Below are 16077 nucleotides of genomic sequence, written 5' to 3'. Positions count from 1 at the left end.
CCCGCTGGATCGGTGCGACCTGCTGCCGTCCGGCCCCGAGTCCTTCCATGCATGCTTCGTTTTGCGCGACACATGCGCAGGCCGACAGTGATTGCACTAAATTGGTGCAATGCTGATGTCGTCCTTACTCCCGTCGCTGGACAGCCTGGGCACACCGGTGGCCTGGGCCGATCGCGAGGGCCGCGTACTGGGCGTCAATCCCGCCTTCGCGCGCTGGCTTGGAGTCAGTGCCCGGCGCCTGGTCGATCAACCGCTGGCCGCGCTGGAGGTGCAGGGCGATGCGCTCGCCCGCTTCCTGCTCAACGACGAGCGCGACGTGCTGCGCCTGCATCGGCTGGCATTGGGCCTGCCCAATGACGCACCGCGCTTTGCCGAAGGCTGGCTGTCGCGGCTGGACGATGGCGGCTGGCTATTGGAAACCCATCCGGTCGACGAATTCCCTGCGCTGGATCCCACCTATGCGCTGCCCAATGCCTTGAGCGCCGCGCTCAAGGGCCTGGCGCACGAACTGCGCAATCCGCTGGCCGGGCTCAAGGGCGCGGCGCAGTTGCTGGCGCGGCGCTCGGCCGGGCGCGACGAGGACGAGCGCGAGCTGATCGAGTTGATCGGCACCGAGATCGAACGCCTCAACACCTTGCTCGAACGCCTGCTCTCGCCCACACCGGCGCGCCCGCACGACCGCCTCAACATCCACGTCGTGCTCGAACGCGTGCTGCGCCTGGCCGAGGCCGAGGGCGGCTGGTCGGTGCAGGTGCAGCGCGATTACGACCCCAGCATTCCCGACATCCTCGGCGACGGCGACCGCCTGACCCAGGCGGTGTGGAATCTGGTGCGCAACGCGTTCCAGGCCGGCGCCACCCGCGTGACCCTGCGCACCCGCGTCGAGCACGGCCAGCGCATCCGCGACCGCGTGCATGCGATGTCGCTGCGGCTGGAGATCATCGACGACGGCGGCGGCGTGCCGGAGGAACTGGCCGAGCACCTGTTCCTGCCGCTGGTCAGCGGCCGCGCCGAAGGCAGCGGCCTGGGCCTGGCGCTGGCCCAGCAGGTCTCGCGCGAACACCACGGCACGCTGACCTACCGCTCGCGGCCGGGGCATACCGTTTTCACCCTGCTGTTGCCCGAGCTGGCCGGCGATCACGACAAGGAGCATCTGCATGGCTGAGGCCGCCGCCGCATCCCACCACATCTGGGTGGTCGACGACGACCGTTCGGTCCGCTTCGTGCTGTCCACCGCCTTGCGCGATGCCGGCTATGCCGTGGATGGCTTCGAGAGTGCCGCCGCCGCACTGCAGGCACTGGCCATGCGGCCCACCCCGGATCTGTTGTTCACCGACGTGCGCATGCCGGGCGAAGACGGGCTGAGCCTGCTTGACAAGCTCAAGTCCAGGCACCCGCAACTGCCGGTCATCGTGATGTCGGCCTACACCGATGTCGCCAGTACCGCCGGCGCCTTCCGTGGCGGGGCGCACGAGTTCCTGTCCAAGCCCTTCGATCTGGACGATGCGGTGGCCTTGGCCGCACGGGCGCTGCCCGATGCCGATGCCGGTGTCGAGGAGATCATCGGGACACCGTTGGCGGAAGGCTCGGCGGCGCTGATCGGCGACACCCCGGCGATGCAGGCGCTGTTCCGCGCGATCGGCCGGCTGGCCCAGGCGCCGCTGTCGGTGTTGATCAACGGCGAAACCGGCACCGGCAAGGAACTGGTCGCACGCGCGCTGCATAACGAATCGCCGCGCGCGCGCAAACCCTTCGTCGCGCTCAACACCGCCGCCATTCCGGCGGAACTGCTGGAAAGCGAGTTGTTCGGCCACGAAACCGGCGCCTTCACCGGCGCCACCAAACGCCACATCGGCCGCTTCGAACAGGCCGACGGCGGCACGCTGTTTCTGGACGAAATCGGCGACATGCCGCTGCCGCTGCAAACGCGCCTGCTGCGCGTGCTGGCCGAGAACGAATTCTTCCGTGTCGGCGGGCGCGAGTTGATCCGCGTCGATGTGCGCGTGATTGCCGCTACCCACCAGGACCTGGAGGCGCTGGTCGAACAAGGCCGCTTCCGTGCCGACCTGTTGCATCGCCTGGACGTGGTGCGCCTGCAATTGCCGCCGCTGCGCGAGCGCCGCGGCGACATCGCGCAACTGGCCGAGAATTTCCTGGCCATGGCCGGGCGCAAGCTCGACATGCTGCCCAAGCGGCTGTCCTCGGCCGCGCTGGAACAACTCCGCCACTACGATTGGCCCGGCAACGTGCGCGAACTGGAAAACGTCTGCTGGCGCCTGGCCGCGTTGTCCACCGCCGATATCGTCGACGTGGTCGACGTGGAAGCCGCGTTGGCGCGTGGCGGCCGTCGCCAACGCGCCGGCCGCAGCGACGGGCAATGGGACGAGATGCTCTCCAGCTGGGCCGCGCAACGCCTGAGCGAAGGCGCCCAGGGCCTGCATGCCGAAGCCCGCGAACGCCTGGACAAGACCCTGCTCGAAGCCGCCCTGCAACTCACCCAAGGCCGCCGCGCCGAAGCGGCCGCGCGACTGGGGCTGGGCCGCAACACCGTCACCCGCAAGCTCGGCCCGGGGCGCAAGCGGCGCTGATTAGCCCACACCCGGAGTCGAGCCCCTCTCCCGCAGGCGGGAAAGGGGGGCGCCTGCGAAAAGCCGTACTGCGCGCGCAGGTGGTCGAGCCAAGCAGCGAACCAGGCGGGATTGACGCGCATCACTGCGGCAAGCGTGTAGAAGCTCGCCGTTTTTTTGCTCGCACGCGCCACGGTTCCGATTATCTGGCGGCGCACGAGCCCCCATCCGCCCTTCGGGCACCTTCCCCCGCAGGCGGGAGAAGGCAAGCCACACGTGGGCAAGGTAAGACACGCGGGAAAAGCAAGGCAGGTGACAAAAGGCAAGGCAGGCAGGAAAAGACGAGGCAGGCAAGGCAGGCATGAATCCTCGCAATCGAGCCCCTCTCCCGCCTGCGGGAGAGGGGTTGGGGTGAGGGCGCTTTTTGCACATATCCCGGCTCGCGACACCAACCCCGTAAACTCCTGGGCTGCCCCAGGCGCTTTTCATGACACGTGAACATGCGCCCGCATAGGTTTCCAGCCTGATCAGGAGAACAGCTCGATGCGTTACCGGTCGCCCACGATCGTTGCCCTCACCGCGCTGGCGCTTGCCGCCTGCAGCAGCACGCCCCCGCCGCCGCCGCCTCCACCCCCGGCGGCGCGCGTGGTGCCGGTGCGTCCGGTCCAGCAGGCCGAGGCGGCGCTGACATCGGCATCGGGCAGTCTGGTCAGCGGTCGCGTGGTGCTGGTCCCCGCGTTGCAGGGTATTCGCATCACCGGTACGGTCGGTGGCTTGCGCCCCGGCGGCGTGGCCGGTTTCCACGTGCACGAACGCGGCGATTGCAGCGCCGCAGACGCCAGCAGCGCCGGTGCGCATTTCAATCCGACCGGTGCAGCGCACGGACGTGCCGGCAGCAGTCCTCACCACGCGGGCGACATGGACAACCTGCGTGCCGATGCCGAAGGTGTCGCGCATCTGGACATGATCGTTGCCGGCATCACCCTGGGCGACGCCGCGCCCACCGATGTGGTCGGCAAGTCGCTGGTCGTGCATGCCGATGCCGACGACTATCGCAGTCAACCCAGCGGCAATGCCGGCGCACGGCTGGCCTGCGGCGTCATCCGCGTCACCCAGTGGCGCACACCCCCTTCGCAGCCCTGAGTCGGGGCACCAATGGCCGCAACTGCGGCCTTTCTACAGGAGTTGTCTCATGCGCATCCTTCCAACGACGTTGTTCCTGGCCACCGCGCTGGTGCTGACCGCGTGCAAGCGCGACGAACCCGTACCGGCCGATCCTGCACCCGCACCGCAGGCCGGCGCACCGGCCGAAGCGGCGCATGGTGGCGAGCATGCCGCGTCCATGGTCACCGAAGCGGCGGCCACCACCACCGCAACCGCCGAGCTCAAGCCGACCAAGGGCAGCGAGGTCAAAGGCACGGTGAGCTTCAAGATCGTCGACGGCGCGCTGCGTGTCACCGGCCAGCTCAGTGGCCTCAAGCCCGACAGCGAACACGGCTTCCATATCCACGAGAAGGGCGACTGCAGCGCACCGGACGGCAGCAGTGCCGGTGGTCACTTCAACCCGGCCCAATCCAATCACGGCGCCGTCAGTGCCGACCCGCACCACGGCGGCGACATGCCCAACATCAAGGCCGATGCGCAGGGCAATGCCAGCATCGACGGCCCGGTGTCGAGCAACGTCAATCTCGGCAAGGCCGACCAGTTCGATATCGCCGGCCACGCGGTGATCGTGCATGCCGACGCGGACGACTACAAGACCCAGCCCACCGGCAACGCCGGCGGCCGTCTGGCCTGCGGTGTGATCACCACCAACAACGCGCCAGCGGCAACCAAGTAAGCAGGACACGCCAGCAGCCCGGCAAAACGCCGCGGTGATCGATCACTGCGGCGTTGCTGTTTTTGTGCCGCAGTGGGGAGCGATCCGTTCATGCGTGGTGTGGGCGTGTGGCGCATCCGGCATTCCGCGCATCTAGCGCTGCATGTCGCTTGTCGGTACGCATCGAACTGCCCCAAGCATCAATCCGGGCGCACTGAGCAGGCGGCCGACGTCGATCGCCGGCACGAGATCTGCGGCATCGCTGGCTCAGTAATTCGGCCACAGCCCCGGCGTTGCCAGTTCCAGCAGATGCCCATCCGGGTCGCGGAAGTAGAGGCTCTGCCCGCCCCCCGGCCACTGTGTGCGGCCTTCGATGGGCACGGCGCAGGCCTGCAGATGTGCTTCCCATGCGGCGAGTGCATCGGTAGCGATGGCCAATGCGTAATGCGTGCGCCCGCTGCCATCGTGCGGCGGAATCGTGCCGCCCGGCAGCGTGACTGTCGTAGCGGTGCTGCCTTGCAGGAACAGCAACAGCACCTGCCCGGGGGCGATTGCGTACGCGGCCATGCGCGCGTCGCGGTACATGGCTTCCAATCCCAGCACGCGTGCGTAGAACGCGCAGGCGCGCTGCAGATCCGCCACATAGACGCCGGTTTCCAGTACGCCCTGCAACGCAGGCGCCGTGGAAGCCGGCGGCTGGCTCACGCGGCCAGTGCCTGATGCGGATCCTGGCCCGGTTCCACATGCACGTACAGTACCGGCAGCCCGTGGGCTTCCAGCACTGCGGCCATCTGCCGCTGACGCGAGAGATACTGCTCGTACACCCCGCGCAGGCGCTCGCAATTCTCGCGGTCGTGCGCGTAGAAATCGCACCAGCCGGCCGGGTCGAACAGCGCGATGCGCACTTCGCCATCGACATAGCGCAGCACCGGCTCGGGCGGCTGTTCCAGCCACTCTTCGGTATGCGGCGCCAGCAGGGCGGCTTCGATCAGCGGCCACAACGGCGCCAGGCCCTGGTTGTCGTACTGCATCGACATCATCGCCGCCAGATCGTGCGCGGTGAGATACCGCGCATGCTCGATGCGTGCGCCGAAGCTTTCCTGCGCCAGCAGCGCGGTATCGGCCTGGGCCATGCCCTGGGCCAGCAGCACTTCCTCCATCGCATCGGCCACCGTCGCCACGATCTGCGGATCGCCGGACAGCAGGAACGGCAGCACGCGCAGGCCGCCGCCGGTCAGCTGTGCGTCGGCCTGGAAGGGCAGGGGAATCTCGCCCTGCGCATCGGCGCCGAACGCCAGCACGCGCGGGCCCTGGTTGCGCCCGGGCGCACGCGCATGTAGTTCCTCCAGCCGGCGATGCAGCGGCCAGCCCGGCCGCAGCACTTCGGCCGGGTCGAAGTGCGCCATCGCCACACTGAGCTCGAGCTCGCGGACTTCGGGGATCCATTGCGCCAGGTCGCGGCCGATGCGTTCGGCCAGCATGCCGGCCTGTTCCGGCGCCAGGGCGCCGCGCTCGGGGGCGGTGCCGCCCGTCAATTCCAGCGCCATCACACCCATGGCGGTCACGCCGTGTTCGGTCTTGCTCATGATTCGCGGTTGGCCCATCACGGGGTCGAAGCTACACTGCGGCCATTATGCCTGCCGGCCCTGTGCAGGCCATGTCCCCGAGTCCTCCATGCCAGGTCAACCGATGCCCGCAGCCCGTCCCGTCGCCATTCTGGGCGGCGTTCGTATCCCGTTCTGTCGTCAGAACACCGCTTACGCGGACGTGGGCAACCTGGGCATGTCGGTGCGCACGCTTGGCGCGCTGGTCGAGCGCTTCGGGCTGCACGGGCAGCAACTGGGCGAAGTGGCGATGGGGGCGGTGATCAAGCACTCCTCGGACTGGAACCTGGCCCGCGAGGCGGCGCTGTCGTCCGGGCTGTCGCCGCTGACGCCGGGCATCACCCTGCAGCGCGCCTGCGGCACCAGCCTGGATTCGGTGATCACCATCGCCAACAAGATCGCGCTGGGCCAGATCGACTCGGGCATCGGCGGCGGCTCGGATACCACCTCGGAAGTGCCGATCGTCTACGGCAAGAAGCTGCGCGCGCGGCTGATGGCCGCCAACCGCGCCAAGGCCACCGGCGCCAAGCTCAAGGCCTTGCTGCGCGGTTTCAAGTTCGGCGAGCTCAAGCCCGAATTCCCCGGCGTGGCCGAGCCGCGCACCGGCAAGAGCATGGGCGACCATTGCGAGGACATGGCCAAGGAATGGAGCATCTCGCGCGACTCGCAGGACGAATGGGCGGTGTCCTCGCATCACAAGCTGGCCGCAGCCTATGAGCGCGGCTTCTTCGACACGCTGATCGCGCCGTTCCGCGGCGTGGCGCGCGACAACATCCTGCGCGCCGACACCTCACTGGAAAAGCTGGCCACGCTGCGCCCGGCCTTCGACAAGACCTCCGGCCGCGGCACGCTGACCGCGGCCAATTCCACCCCGCTCACCGATGGCGCGGCCGCGGTGCTGCTGTCCAGCGAAGCCTGGGCGCTGGCGCATGGCCACACCCCGATGGCCTATCTACGCGATGCGCAGGTGTCTGCGGTGGATTTCGTGCATGGCGAAGGCCTGTTGATGGCGCCGACCATTGCGGTGCCGCAGATGCTGGCGCGCCAGGGCCTGACCCTGCAGGACTTCGACATCTATGAAATCCACGAGGCCTTCGCCGCCCAGGTGCTGTGCACGCTGCGCGCCTGGGAAAGCGAGGATTACTGCCGCAATCGCCTGGGGCTGGAGGGGCCGCTCGGCCGGATCGACCCGGACAAGATCAACCCGCTGGGTTCGTCGCTGGCCACCGGTCATCCTTTCGCAGCCACCGGTGCGCGCGTGGTGGCCACGGCTGCCAAGCAGCTGGAAGAACGCGGCGGCGGGCGTGCGTTGATTTCGATCTGCACCGCCGGCGGCATGGGCGTGGTGGCCATCGTCGAGCGCTGACGCTGCTACGCAGCGTGGGATTGGGCATTGGGGATTCGCAAACGCAGAAGCGGACTCCTGATTTTACGAATCCCCAATCCCCAATCCCCAACCTGCAAGGACGCATGGATGTCGAACGTTGATTCACGCCAACCCCCTACGCTCTATCTGCCTCCGGCGCACGGCGCCGTGTGGCGCGAGGGCGATGTGCTGGTGTGCACGCCAGGCGCCGATCTGCCGCCGCGTTGCGTCAGGTGCAATGCGCCGGCCGACACTTCGCCGCGCCGCTACATCTTCCACTGGCATCACCCGGCGATCTATCTGGCGCTGCTGATGGGCGTATTGCCGTATCTGATCCTGGCCATCGTGCTGCGCAAGCGCAGCTCGCATTCTGGAAAACCAAGAGCCCCGGACTTGCCGGGGCTCTTGGTGAATCCGCGCATCGCCGCAGCGGCGATCAGACGTCAGGTCAAAGCACGCGATCGTCCGGTGCGAGCGGATCGACTGGCGGCGTCGCATACGCCGACACGATCGGCCCGCGCAGCGACTGCTGCGGCAAGCCCTCGTGCACCGGCTCGCCCCGTGCGGCGCGCAGGGCGTTGGCGTAGCAATGCTGCGCGGACAGCAGATCGCCCGCTGCAGCAAAGCCGTGGCCGAGTTCTTCCCAGGCCTCGCTGCCCGCGCCATTGGCCACGGCGCGATGCAGAAACTCTTCGGCCTGCGACCACTGCTGCTGGTGGCGTGCCAGGCGCGCCAGGGTCAGCAACAGGCCGGGGCTGTCCGGGTACTGGGTCAGCCAACGCTGCGCACTGGCGCGGCGCGAATCGTATTTTTCCAATGGCAGCACGCCGTACAGACGCGCCAGCGATTCGTCCCATTGCGTGTCCAGCGCCTGCTCCAGGCTATGCACCGCCGCATCGTCCCAGTGCAGCACTGCCGCGCGCTGTGCGTAGGCAGCCACCACCGCGGGATAGGTACGCAGCGGTTTGGGCAGCGCTTCCCAGCGTTCGGCCAGGGCATTGGCATCGCCGGCCTGCAATAGCGTCTGCTCGGCCAGCGTGGCTTCCAGTGCGCTGTAGGCCTCCGGTGCCAGCACCGCCTGCTGACGCAATGCGCCCAGCTGACCGTAGGCCTCGTCGGCGCGACCGATCTGCGCCAGGGCATGCGTGCGCAGCAGCAGGCCGCGCGCCGGCAGCGGTTGCGCGTTGGCATGATCGAGCGCATTGATCGCTTCGACCGGGCGTTGCCGCGCCAGATGCCGCTCGCCTTGCAGCAACGCATGCGCGGTGGGATCGCGCTCGGCCAATTGCTGGGCCAGCCCGTTAGCCGCCACCTCGTCGCCGCGTGCATCGGCGACCCGCACTGCACTGGCCAGGGCGATGCCGCTGACGTCGGCATCCTCGCTGGCGTTGACCAACAGGCGCTCGGCACGCTGCCACTGGCCATGATCGGCTGCGCGCAGGCCCTCGATCAGGCGGGCGCGGCCCTTCTTGCGGCGATACTTGCCCCAGACCCGGAACGGCAGGCTGACCAGCGTCCACACCAGCCACAGCACCAGCAGCGCGATGACCAGAATCAGCAGCGCCTGCGGCATGGCGGCGCGATAGTCGTTGCCGCCGACGCTGACCACCACATTGCCCAGGTCGTAACTGGTCTGATGCGAGAGCCATTGCGCACCGAGCACGCCCAGCGCCACGGCAACCAACAGGATCAAGACGGTACGCAACACTTTCATTGGGTGGATCTCCCTTCACGCATGGCCTGCAGTTGCAGCAGGGTGGTGCCCAGTTCCGGCAGGCGCGGACGCAGTGGCGCTTGTTGCAGCGCGCGCAGGCGCGTACGGGCCTGGCGACGTTGTGGCGAATCCGGCCACAGCCGGGTGGTCCAGGTGTCCACGCGCCGCAGCGATTGCGCAAAGCCGGCGGCATCGCCGCGCTCGGCCGCAGCGCGGGCCAGGCTGACTTCGATCTGCAAGGCGTCGCGTGCGGCGTGGCGGTCGGCGCCGGTGGTCAGCAGCGCATCGCCACGGCTGGGACGGATGTCCACCAGCGGTGCGAGGGCTTTCTGCCACCAGGGCTGCGCTGCTTCGCTGTCCTTGGCGGTCTGTTCGGGCAGGCGCAGCAGGTCGCCCGCCAACCGATCCAGGGTTTGACCGGCCTGCGCCTGCGGACCGGCGCCGAGGCGATCCAGTGCGTCGCGTTCCTGCACCAGCGCCTGTCGCAGATTGAGATAGCCGGGATCGTCGATGCCATTGAGCGCGGCATTGGCCAGCGCGTAGGCGCGGCGGGCACCGTCGGCGTCGCCAGCGATGCTCAGCCGCTGCTGGCCAAGCCGCAGCAGCAGTTCCACTTCATCCAGCCGCAGCGCCTGCGCACTATGGCGGTTGGGATCGGCAAGCTTTTGTACGGTTTCTTCGAGCAAGGCGCTGCGCTGGCTCAGACCAAGCATTTCGTCGCGCAGCACGCGATTGGTGGCCGCTGCATCCGCCAGGCGTTCGTTGGCCAGGCGTTGGTCGCGGCGCAGCGTCTCCAGCATCTGCTGCGTGCCATCCCAGCGCTGCTGCTGCGCCTCGGCGGCCTGCAACTGCGCGCTTTGATAGCCCTGCCATGCGCGCCAACCGAAGAACAGCGCCACGCCCACGGCGGCCAGCGCGACGACGAGCAGCAGCCATGCCAGGGGAAAGCGTCGCGTGGAAGCGGGCATTTCGGTCATTCGTCCATCCTCGCGCGGTCATGACGGGTGCGGGTGCCGCAGTCATCTGGCACAGCATGGCGTGCAGCGGCAGACACCCGCAAGCCGTGCTTGAGTTCGAAGTTCAGCAAGGTCGCGATGGTGTCACGATCGCGGCGGCAGCAGCGGCCAATTGCTCGGGCAAGGGACCTGCGGCGCGCACCCTATGATTGAAGCAGGCGAGGCGGGCCGATTCCAGCATGCGCTCGCTGGAAGCCACCACCGGGCGTTGCCGTAATGCGTCGATCAGCGATGCGGGCAATTGCTGCAGCACCAGCGTCAGCGCTTCGGCGCTGCTCAGTGCCAACACGCTAGCCGGCAGCACGTCCGCCAGGGTGCGCACTGCCGATGCGCGTAGGCGCAGGCCCACGCGCTGATAGACATCGGCGCGCAGGATGCGCGCGCCACGCTGCTCCAGCGCCGGCGCCAGCATGCCGCGTCCACCCGGGGCGGTGATCAGCCCGACGGCCTGCAACGGTTGCCGGAACAGCGGCAACGCGAGCAGGCCCTCGCTGTCCATGCGCGCCGGGCGTAGCACCGTATCGATGCCGCACGCCTGCAATGCGCGTGCGGTGCCGTCTCCCACGCTCACCCACTGCGCCTGCGCCGGCCGCTGCAGCGGCGCCAGGCGATGCGCCGCGTGCACCGCGGCCGGGCTGGTGAACACCGCGATCGGCGCTTGCAAGGCCTGCCGCAATGCGGCCAGTGCCTGCGGGGTGTCGTTGGTCTGCAGCCGCCACGGCGACAGCGCCAGCAGCCGTCCGCCCTGCCGCGCGGTCGCACGCCGCAATGGCGCGTGCTCACCGCTGGGCCGCAGCGAGATCAGGGTCCAGGCGTCGGTAGCTGGGGCGGGAGATGTCATCCAGTGATTATGCGAGAGCCGTGGCGTATCGGGGCGGGTGTCGCGCGCCGCAATGGCGCTGACGACGCATTGATCCCCGCGTGCTGTCTGGCCTTGCGTGCCTGCTCGACGCGATGCCTGCGTTTCTGCGGCCAGAACCTCGTGCCCGGGTCTGTGCCACTGATCGCTTCCGCCCACGCTCCGCCACGACAATCGAGCTGGAGTGGCGCCGTGATCAAGTCCTACCTCATCAACATGCAGCGCAGCGGCGACCGCCTGCAGGCGATGTCGACGCGGTTCCAGGCGCTGGGCCTGCCGTTCGAGCGAATTCCCGCGGTCGATGGCGCCACCCTGACGCCTGCGCAGATTGCCGACTTCGCACGCGAGCGGCCACTGGAGGGCTCCGGTGACGCGTTCAGCACCGGCCCGCGCAAGTGGACCGCCTCCAACATCGGTTGCTTTCTGAGTCATCAGGCTGCGTGGCGCATTGCAGCGGAATCCGACGATGCCTACACCGCGATCTTCGAAGACGACATGCATCTGTCCGACGCGCTGCCGGCGCTGCTGCGCAGCAGCGATTGGCTGCCGGGCGGCAACAGCATCGTGCGGCTGGAGCCGTCCTACAACCGCATCAAGCTCGATGCCAAGGTCGCCGAGGTCGGTGGGCGGCAGCTGCGCCTGGTGCGTCCCTCGACCTATCAACACTGCTGGCCGGTGTGCGCCGGGGCGTTGATCCTCAGCCGCGATGCGGCGCGCCTGCTGCTGGCGGCCGACGCGCGCTGGCACACCATGGCCGACATTTTTCTGTTCGGCTGGAACGAATCGCCGGTCGCACAGCAACTGTCCACCTATCAGCTGTCGCCGGCCGCCTGCATTCAGGACAAGTTCTTCCACGCCGCTCCGGAGCAGATCGTGTTCGCCAGCACCATCGATGCGCCGTTGACGCACGCGCAGAGGCAGCGCAGCGCGCATTGGAAGGCCAAGGCCACCGCGTTGCTGCGGGTGGCGCAGGGCTATCGCAAGGTCGTGTTCGCGCCCTGAGCGGCGCGATAGCGAAGGCGTACAACGAGACGGCGCTGAACGTGTTTTACCATGCGGTACCGCATGTATTTCAGTGCACAAGACGCTCGCGGAACATTGCGGCATGATGCCGCCCTTCGCCGTCTTCCAGCTTTCGCCGATGACTCCTTCGTGCACGCTCGCATCCGCCCTGCAGTCGCTGCAGCAACAGTTCATCGCCATGCCGCCGGTTCTGTCGATGGGCATTGCCGTCGATGGCTTGCATGACGGCGCGTTGCGTTTGCGTGCGCCGCTGCAGGCCAATGTCAACGACAAGGCCAATGCGTTCGGCGGCAGCCTTGCCTCGTTGATGACGCTGGCCAGCTGGGGCTGGCTGACGCTACAGCTGCAACTGGCCGGGCACAGCGCCGATGTCTACGTGGCCGACAGCCAGCTGCGCTACGTCGCCCCGGTCTACGAAGACCTGGTGGCCAATGCCGAGCCGTCCGAACTCGGTAGCTGGGACGCGTTCCTGGCGACCTTCCGGCAGCGCGGCAAGGCGCGCATCGGCATGCGTGCGCAGATTGCGCTGGGCTCCGGCGCAGCGGCGGCCACCTTGAGCGGGCGCTTCGTGGCGTTTCCAAAACGGTAGGATGCGTGCTGGACTTGGGGGAAGGCGCATGCGTGCAGTGATGGGGGCAATGCTGTTGCTCGGGCTGACGATGGTCAGCGGGGTGGCGTCTGCCGGCAGCCGTGCCCAGGCGCGCGCGCTGGAAACCACCCAGGCCGCCTACACGGCCGCCGTGCGCTGGAGCGATTTCGATGCTGCGCAGGGCTTTGTCGAACCGACCTACGCCCAGGCGCATCCGCTCAGCGATCTGGAACGCTCGCGCTACGAACAGGTTCAGATCTCCGGCTACCGCGAGCTGCGTGTGGGCGAAGACGTCAACGGCGACCTGCGCCGCGAGGTCGAGCTGCGGGTGATCAACCGCAATACCCAGGCCGAGCGGCTGGTGCGCAGCATCGAGCTGTGGCGCTGGGACGTCGAGCGCAAACGCTGGTGGCTGGCCAGCGGCCTGCCCGATCTTTGGCAGGGCCAGTAGCCCGTGCCAAGGGTGCCTGGCCGTCGCGCGCGCCAGCTGTGCGACAATTCCCGCCCGCTTGACTGACCCTGACCCCGTGAATTTCGAAGAGCTGCAGGCCTTTGTCGGCCGCAACCCCATGTTGTCGCTGGCCCTGGTGGGCCTGACCATCGCCCTGATCGTCACCGAGGTCGCGCGCCTGTTCCGTGGCTACCGCGCACTCAAGCCGGCCGAGCTGACCCGTCTGATCAACAGCGAGAACGCGCTGGTGATCGACCTGTCGCCGACCGCCGATTTCGAAAAAGGCCACATCGCCGGCAGCCGCAACGTGGCGCTGGCCAAGTTCGACCCGGCCGGCAAGCTGCTCGCCAACGCCAAGGCATCGCCCGTGGTGGTGGTGTGCCGCAACGGCAATGCCTCCGCAGGCGCTGCCAAGACGCTGAAGAAATCCGGTTTCGAGCAGGTCTACTGGCTCGATGGCGGCGTCGCCGCCTGGCAGATGGCCGAGCTGCCGCTGGTCAAGGGCCGCGCCTGATCGCACCTTGTGAGGTGCCGGGCAAGTCCCCATTGCTGGCGTGAGAAACTCGCACTTTCACGTCTGCATCATTCAACGCTGCATCCACCGAACCGTTTTTTGGAGTTAGGAATGTCCGACGAAATCATCAACGGCGCGGTTGCGCCGGCCGACGCCGCTGCTGGCCCCGCTTTCACCATCGAGAAGATCTACGTCAAGGACGTTTCCTTCGAATCGCCGAATGCGCCTGCCGTCTTCAACGACGCCAACCAGCCCGAGCTGCAGCTGAACCTCAATCAGAAGGTGCAGCGCCTCAACGACAACGCCTTCGAAGTCGTGCTGGCCGTGACCCTGACCTGCACCGCCGGTGGCAAGACCGCCTATGTGGCCGAAGTGCAGCAGGCCGGCGTGTTCGGCCTGGTCGGCCTGGAGCCGCAGGCGATCGACGTGCTGCTCGGCACCCAGTGCCCGAACATCCTGTTCCCGTATGTGCGCACCCTGGTCAGCGATCTGATCCAGGCCGGCGGCTTCCCGCCGTTCTACCTGCAGCCGATCAACTTCGAAGCCCTGTATGCAGAAACCCTGCGCCAGCGCTCGCAGGGCGAAGGCACCTCGCTGGCCGATTCCGAGCCGGCTGGCAACGCCTAAGCGTTGACTGCGCCGATGAGCGATTCGACGCAGAAAATCGCCGTCCTCGGCGCCGGCTCCTGGGGCACGGCCCTGGCCGCGCTGCTTGCCAGGCACGGTCACCCGACCGTGCTCTGGGGGCGCGATGCGGCGATGGTGGACGCCATCGACCGCACCCACGAAAACGCGCGCTATCTGCCCGGGATTCCCTTGCCCCAGAGCCTGCGCGCGACCACCGACCTGCAACTGGCCATTGCCGATGCCGGCTGGATCCTGGTCGTGGTGCCCTCGCATGCATTCACCGAGACGATCCGGTTGATCGCACCAGTGCGTCCGGCCGATGCCGGCGTTGCGTGGGCGACCAAGGGCTTCGAGCCCGGCTCCGGGCGGTTCCTGCACGAAGTGGCGCGCGCCATTCTCGGCTCCAGCGTTCCGCTGGCCGTGGTGACCGGGCCGTCCTTCGCCAAGGAAGTCACGCTCGGCCTGCCGACCGCCATCACCGTGCACGGTGACGATGCGGCGTTTGCGCAGGTCGTGGCCGATGCCATGCATGGCCCGACCTTCCGCGCCTACACCGGCGATGACATGGTGGGCGCCGAGCTCGGTGGCGCGATGAAGAACGTGCTGGCGGTGGCCACCGGCGTGGCCGATGGCATGCAGCTCGGTCTCAACGCACGAGCCGGCCTGATCACCCGCGGCTTGAACGAGATGCTGCGCCTGGCGGCGGTGATCGGTGCGCGGCCGGAGACCTTGATGGGTCTGGCTGGCCTGGGCGATCTGGTGCTGACCTGTACCGGCGATCTGTCGCGTAACCGACGGCTGGGACTGGCCCTGGGACGCGGACAGAGCCTGAACGATGCGATCCGCGAGATCGGCCAGGTGGTCGAATCGGTACAGACCGCCGACGAAGTCATGCGCCAGGCCGAGCATCACGGCATCGAGCTGCCGATCTCCAACGCCGTGCGTGCGGTGTTGCATGGCGAGATCACCCCGGAAGCAGGCTTGAAGGAATTGCTGGCACGCGAGCGCAAGCCCGAGTATCCGCAGACCTTGTTCACCTGACCGCGGCGTAGCGCGTTGGCGCGCTGCGTAGGAACCAGCAAAAAGCCCGGCAATGCCGGGCTTTTTGCTGGTGCGGATCGGATCGCAACGGTTGGCTTCAAGACGTAGCAGCTTGAGCGCGATGCCCACGTGCTTCTACAGAACCCGCATTGCGTACATGCTGTCATGGCGCGATGTACGCAGCGCCAACCGATCGCCCAAAAGAAAGAAGCCCGGTCGGGGGACCGGGCTTCCAATGCAACGCGGGAGAGAGAGTCGCGTTGCAGTCAAACGTGCGGCTTACCAGCTGAAGCGCGGGCCGACCGACCATTCCTTGTTGCCGTCGCCATCCATGCGGATGTCGCCGTTGATGCCCCAGTTCTGGTTCAACTTGACCTGGGCGCCGAGGCGGCCGTAGAAGGTGTCATCCAGATCGACACCACGCTTCTTCGAAAAATCTTCGTAGCCAGCCAGGGCATAGACTTCGAAATGCTCGCCGAACGAATTACGCAGGCCAGCTTCGACGCTGAAACCATCGAAATTGATGTTCGGGGTATCCAGGTCCAGCTTGCGGTACGACACGCGCGCCAGCAGGTCGGTGCTGGTGGCCACTTCGTAGTTGTAGCCCACGCCCACGCCCCATTGCTGGAAGTCGGTGTTGGAGCTTTCGAACACGTTGTTGTTGTCGTCAGCGTTCTGCTTGCTGTAGTCACCGAACACGTGGAAGTTCGGGGTGATGGCGTAGGAGCCCTTCACGCCCCAACCATCGGCGTCGCGACCTTCGGTCGGAGTGCGCACGTAATCGCCTTCGACGAAGTTGTAGGAGAGGTTTTCAGCAGCGGAGGCCGCAAACGGCAGGGCTGCGAGAAGGCCGAGGGCCAGCAGTGAATTCTTCATGATAGATACCT

Annotated in this window: 17 protein-coding genes and 1 pseudogene; 12 read left to right on the top strand and 6 right to left on the bottom strand. The window is 67.5% G+C overall.

Annotated features, from left to right (window positions below):
- The first annotated feature begins 109 nt into the window (after positions 1–109).
- The 4 genes from XaplCFBP3123_RS20000 (at position 110) to XaplCFBP3123_RS19985 (ending at position 4407) form a co-directional block, all read left to right on the top strand.
- Positions 110–1165 (top strand): two-component system sensor histidine kinase NtrB, encoded by a 1056-nt coding sequence (locus XaplCFBP3123_RS20000; RefSeq protein WP_172453403.1) that lies wholly within the window; start codon positions 110–112, stop codon positions 1163–1165.
- Positions 1158–2588: a nitrogen regulation protein NR(I) gene (gene ntrC, locus XaplCFBP3123_RS19995; RefSeq protein ID WP_104535610.1), complete on the top strand. Its 1431-nt coding sequence runs from the start codon at positions 1158–1160 to the stop codon at positions 2586–2588. Before XaplCFBP3123_RS20000 ends, ntrC begins: the two co-directional genes overlap by 8 nt.
- 522 nt (positions 2589–3110) lie before the next feature.
- Positions 3111–3710, top strand: coding sequence for a superoxide dismutase family protein (locus XaplCFBP3123_RS19990; protein WP_172453402.1), 600 nt, complete (start codon positions 3111–3113; stop codon positions 3708–3710).
- 49 nt (positions 3711–3759) lie between these two features.
- Positions 3760–4407, top strand: a complete 648-nt coding sequence (locus XaplCFBP3123_RS19985; RefSeq protein WP_104535609.1) for a superoxide dismutase family protein — start codon at positions 3760–3762, stop codon at positions 4405–4407.
- A 246-nt stretch (positions 4408–4653) separates the two neighbouring features.
- On the opposite strand, the gene XaplCFBP3123_RS19980 is transcribed toward XaplCFBP3123_RS19985, so the two are convergent.
- Together XaplCFBP3123_RS19980 and XaplCFBP3123_RS19975 are read right to left on the bottom strand one after the other, a co-directional pair.
- Positions 4654–5091, bottom strand: coding sequence for a VOC family protein (locus XaplCFBP3123_RS19980; RefSeq protein WP_104535608.1), 438 nt, complete (start codon positions 5089–5091; stop codon positions 4654–4656).
- Positions 5088–5972, bottom strand: coding sequence for a hypothetical protein (locus XaplCFBP3123_RS19975; protein WP_172453401.1), 885 nt, complete (start codon positions 5970–5972; stop codon positions 5088–5090). Before XaplCFBP3123_RS19975 ends, XaplCFBP3123_RS19980 begins: the two co-directional genes overlap by 4 nt.
- Positions 5973–6060: 88 nt before the next feature.
- Between XaplCFBP3123_RS19975 and XaplCFBP3123_RS19970 the strand changes: the two genes are divergently transcribed.
- Together XaplCFBP3123_RS19970 and XaplCFBP3123_RS21765 are read left to right on the top strand one after the other, a co-directional pair.
- Positions 6061–7356 (top strand): acetyl-CoA C-acetyltransferase, encoded by a 1296-nt coding sequence (locus XaplCFBP3123_RS19970; protein ID WP_104535606.1) that lies wholly within the window; start codon positions 6061–6063, stop codon positions 7354–7356.
- A 108-nt stretch (positions 7357–7464) separates the two neighbouring features.
- Positions 7465–7725: pseudogene (locus XaplCFBP3123_RS21765) on the top strand (hypothetical protein); the annotation flags it as partial.
- A 79-nt stretch (positions 7726–7804) separates the two neighbouring features.
- Here XaplCFBP3123_RS21765 and XaplCFBP3123_RS19960 read toward each other — a convergent pair.
- The 3 genes from XaplCFBP3123_RS19960 to XaplCFBP3123_RS19950 form a co-directional block, all read right to left on the bottom strand.
- Entirely contained in the window at positions 7805–9070 is a 1266-nt protein-coding gene (locus tag XaplCFBP3123_RS19960; protein WP_104535605.1) for a heme biosynthesis protein HemY, read from the bottom strand.
- Positions 9067–10047, bottom strand: coding sequence for a uroporphyrinogen-III C-methyltransferase (locus XaplCFBP3123_RS19955; RefSeq protein WP_104535604.1), 981 nt, complete (start codon positions 10045–10047; stop codon positions 9067–9069). The genes XaplCFBP3123_RS19960 and XaplCFBP3123_RS19955 overlap by 4 nt, the downstream gene beginning before the upstream one ends.
- A 103-nt stretch (positions 10048–10150) precedes the next feature.
- On the bottom strand, positions 10151–10981 hold the full coding sequence (locus XaplCFBP3123_RS19950) for a uroporphyrinogen-III synthase (protein WP_301182413.1): 831 nt from the start codon (positions 10979–10981) through the stop codon (positions 10151–10153).
- Positions 10982–11137: 156 nt separating this feature from the next.
- On the opposite strand from XaplCFBP3123_RS19950, the gene XaplCFBP3123_RS19945 reads away from it, so the two are divergent.
- From XaplCFBP3123_RS19945 to XaplCFBP3123_RS19920, 6 genes are all read left to right on the top strand, one after another.
- A complete protein-coding gene (locus XaplCFBP3123_RS19945; RefSeq protein ID WP_104535603.1) occupies positions 11138–11947 on the top strand; it encodes a glycosyltransferase family 25 protein in 810 nt (269 codons plus the stop codon).
- Between the two features lie 139 nt (positions 11948–12086).
- Entirely contained in the window at positions 12087–12557 is a 471-nt protein-coding gene (locus XaplCFBP3123_RS19940; RefSeq protein WP_104535658.1) for a YiiD C-terminal domain-containing protein, read from the top strand.
- A gap of 28 nt (positions 12558–12585) precedes the next feature.
- On the top strand, positions 12586–13008 hold the full coding sequence (locus XaplCFBP3123_RS19935) for a hypothetical protein (RefSeq protein ID WP_104535602.1): 423 nt from the start codon (positions 12586–12588) through the stop codon (positions 13006–13008).
- A gap of 76 nt (positions 13009–13084) precedes the next feature.
- On the top strand, positions 13085–13522 hold the full coding sequence (locus tag XaplCFBP3123_RS19930) for a rhodanese-like domain-containing protein (protein ID WP_104535601.1): 438 nt from the start codon (positions 13085–13087) through the stop codon (positions 13520–13522).
- 111 nt (positions 13523–13633) lie between these two features.
- Complete coding sequence (gene secB, locus XaplCFBP3123_RS19925) at positions 13634–14149, top strand: protein-export chaperone SecB (RefSeq protein WP_006451124.1); 516 nt, start codon at positions 13634–13636, stop codon at positions 14147–14149.
- Positions 14150–14164: 15 nt separating this feature from the next.
- A complete protein-coding gene (locus XaplCFBP3123_RS19920) occupies positions 14165–15190 on the top strand; it encodes an NAD(P)H-dependent glycerol-3-phosphate dehydrogenase (protein ID WP_104535657.1) in 1026 nt (341 codons plus the stop codon).
- A 279-nt stretch (positions 15191–15469) separates the two neighbouring features.
- Here the strand turns inward: XaplCFBP3123_RS19920 and XaplCFBP3123_RS19915 are convergent, their stop codons facing one another.
- Positions 15470–16066 (bottom strand): Ax21 family protein, encoded by a 597-nt coding sequence (locus tag XaplCFBP3123_RS19915; RefSeq protein ID WP_104535600.1) that lies wholly within the window; start codon positions 16064–16066, stop codon positions 15470–15472.
- Positions 16067–16077 lie beyond the last annotated feature (11 nt).

The organism is Xanthomonas arboricola pv. populi, assembly GCF_002939945.1.
In the GTDB taxonomy this organism is placed as follows: Bacteria; Pseudomonadota; Gammaproteobacteria; order Xanthomonadales; family Xanthomonadaceae; genus Xanthomonas; species Xanthomonas arboricola_A.
The sequence above is the reverse complement of the archived record's forward strand: the minus strand, read 5'-3'. Positions and strand labels throughout refer to the sequence as shown.

Bases quoted from the DNA above. Each gene is read 5' to 3' on its own strand.
- XaplCFBP3123_RS20000 (WP_172453403.1), top strand. From the start codon at position 110: ATGCTGATGTCGTCCTTACTCCCGTCGCTGGACAGCCTGGGCACACCG.
- ntrC (WP_104535610.1), top strand. From the start codon at position 1,158: ATGGCTGAGGCCGCCGCCGCATCCCACCACATCTGGGTGGTCGACGAC.
- XaplCFBP3123_RS19990 (WP_172453402.1), top strand. From the start codon at position 3,111: ATGCGTTACCGGTCGCCCACGATCGTTGCCCTCACCGCGCTGGCGCTT.
- XaplCFBP3123_RS19985 (WP_104535609.1), top strand. From the start codon at position 3,760: ATGCGCATCCTTCCAACGACGTTGTTCCTGGCCACCGCGCTGGTGCTG.
- XaplCFBP3123_RS19975 (WP_172453401.1), bottom strand. From the start codon at position 5,972: ATGAGCAAGACCGAACACGGCGTGACCGCCATGGGTGTGATGGCGCTG.
- XaplCFBP3123_RS19970 (WP_104535606.1), top strand. From the start codon at position 6,061: ATGCCAGGTCAACCGATGCCCGCAGCCCGTCCCGTCGCCATTCTGGGC.
- XaplCFBP3123_RS19960 (WP_104535605.1), bottom strand. From the start codon at position 9,070: ATGAAAGTGTTGCGTACCGTCTTGATCCTGTTGGTTGCCGTGGCGCTG.
- XaplCFBP3123_RS19955 (WP_104535604.1), bottom strand. From the start codon at position 10,047: ATGACCGAAATGCCCGCTTCCACGCGACGCTTTCCCCTGGCATGGCTG.
- XaplCFBP3123_RS19940 (WP_104535658.1), top strand. From the start codon at position 12,087: ATGACTCCTTCGTGCACGCTCGCATCCGCCCTGCAGTCGCTGCAGCAA.
- XaplCFBP3123_RS19935 (WP_104535602.1), top strand. From the start codon at position 12,586: ATGCGTGCAGTGATGGGGGCAATGCTGTTGCTCGGGCTGACGATGGTC.
- secB (WP_006451124.1), top strand. From the start codon at position 13,634: ATGTCCGACGAAATCATCAACGGCGCGGTTGCGCCGGCCGACGCCGCT.
- XaplCFBP3123_RS19920 (WP_104535657.1), top strand. From the start codon at position 14,165: ATGAGCGATTCGACGCAGAAAATCGCCGTCCTCGGCGCCGGCTCCTGG.
- XaplCFBP3123_RS19915 (WP_104535600.1), bottom strand. From the start codon at position 16,066: ATGAAGAATTCACTGCTGGCCCTCGGCCTTCTCGCAGCCCTGCCGTTT.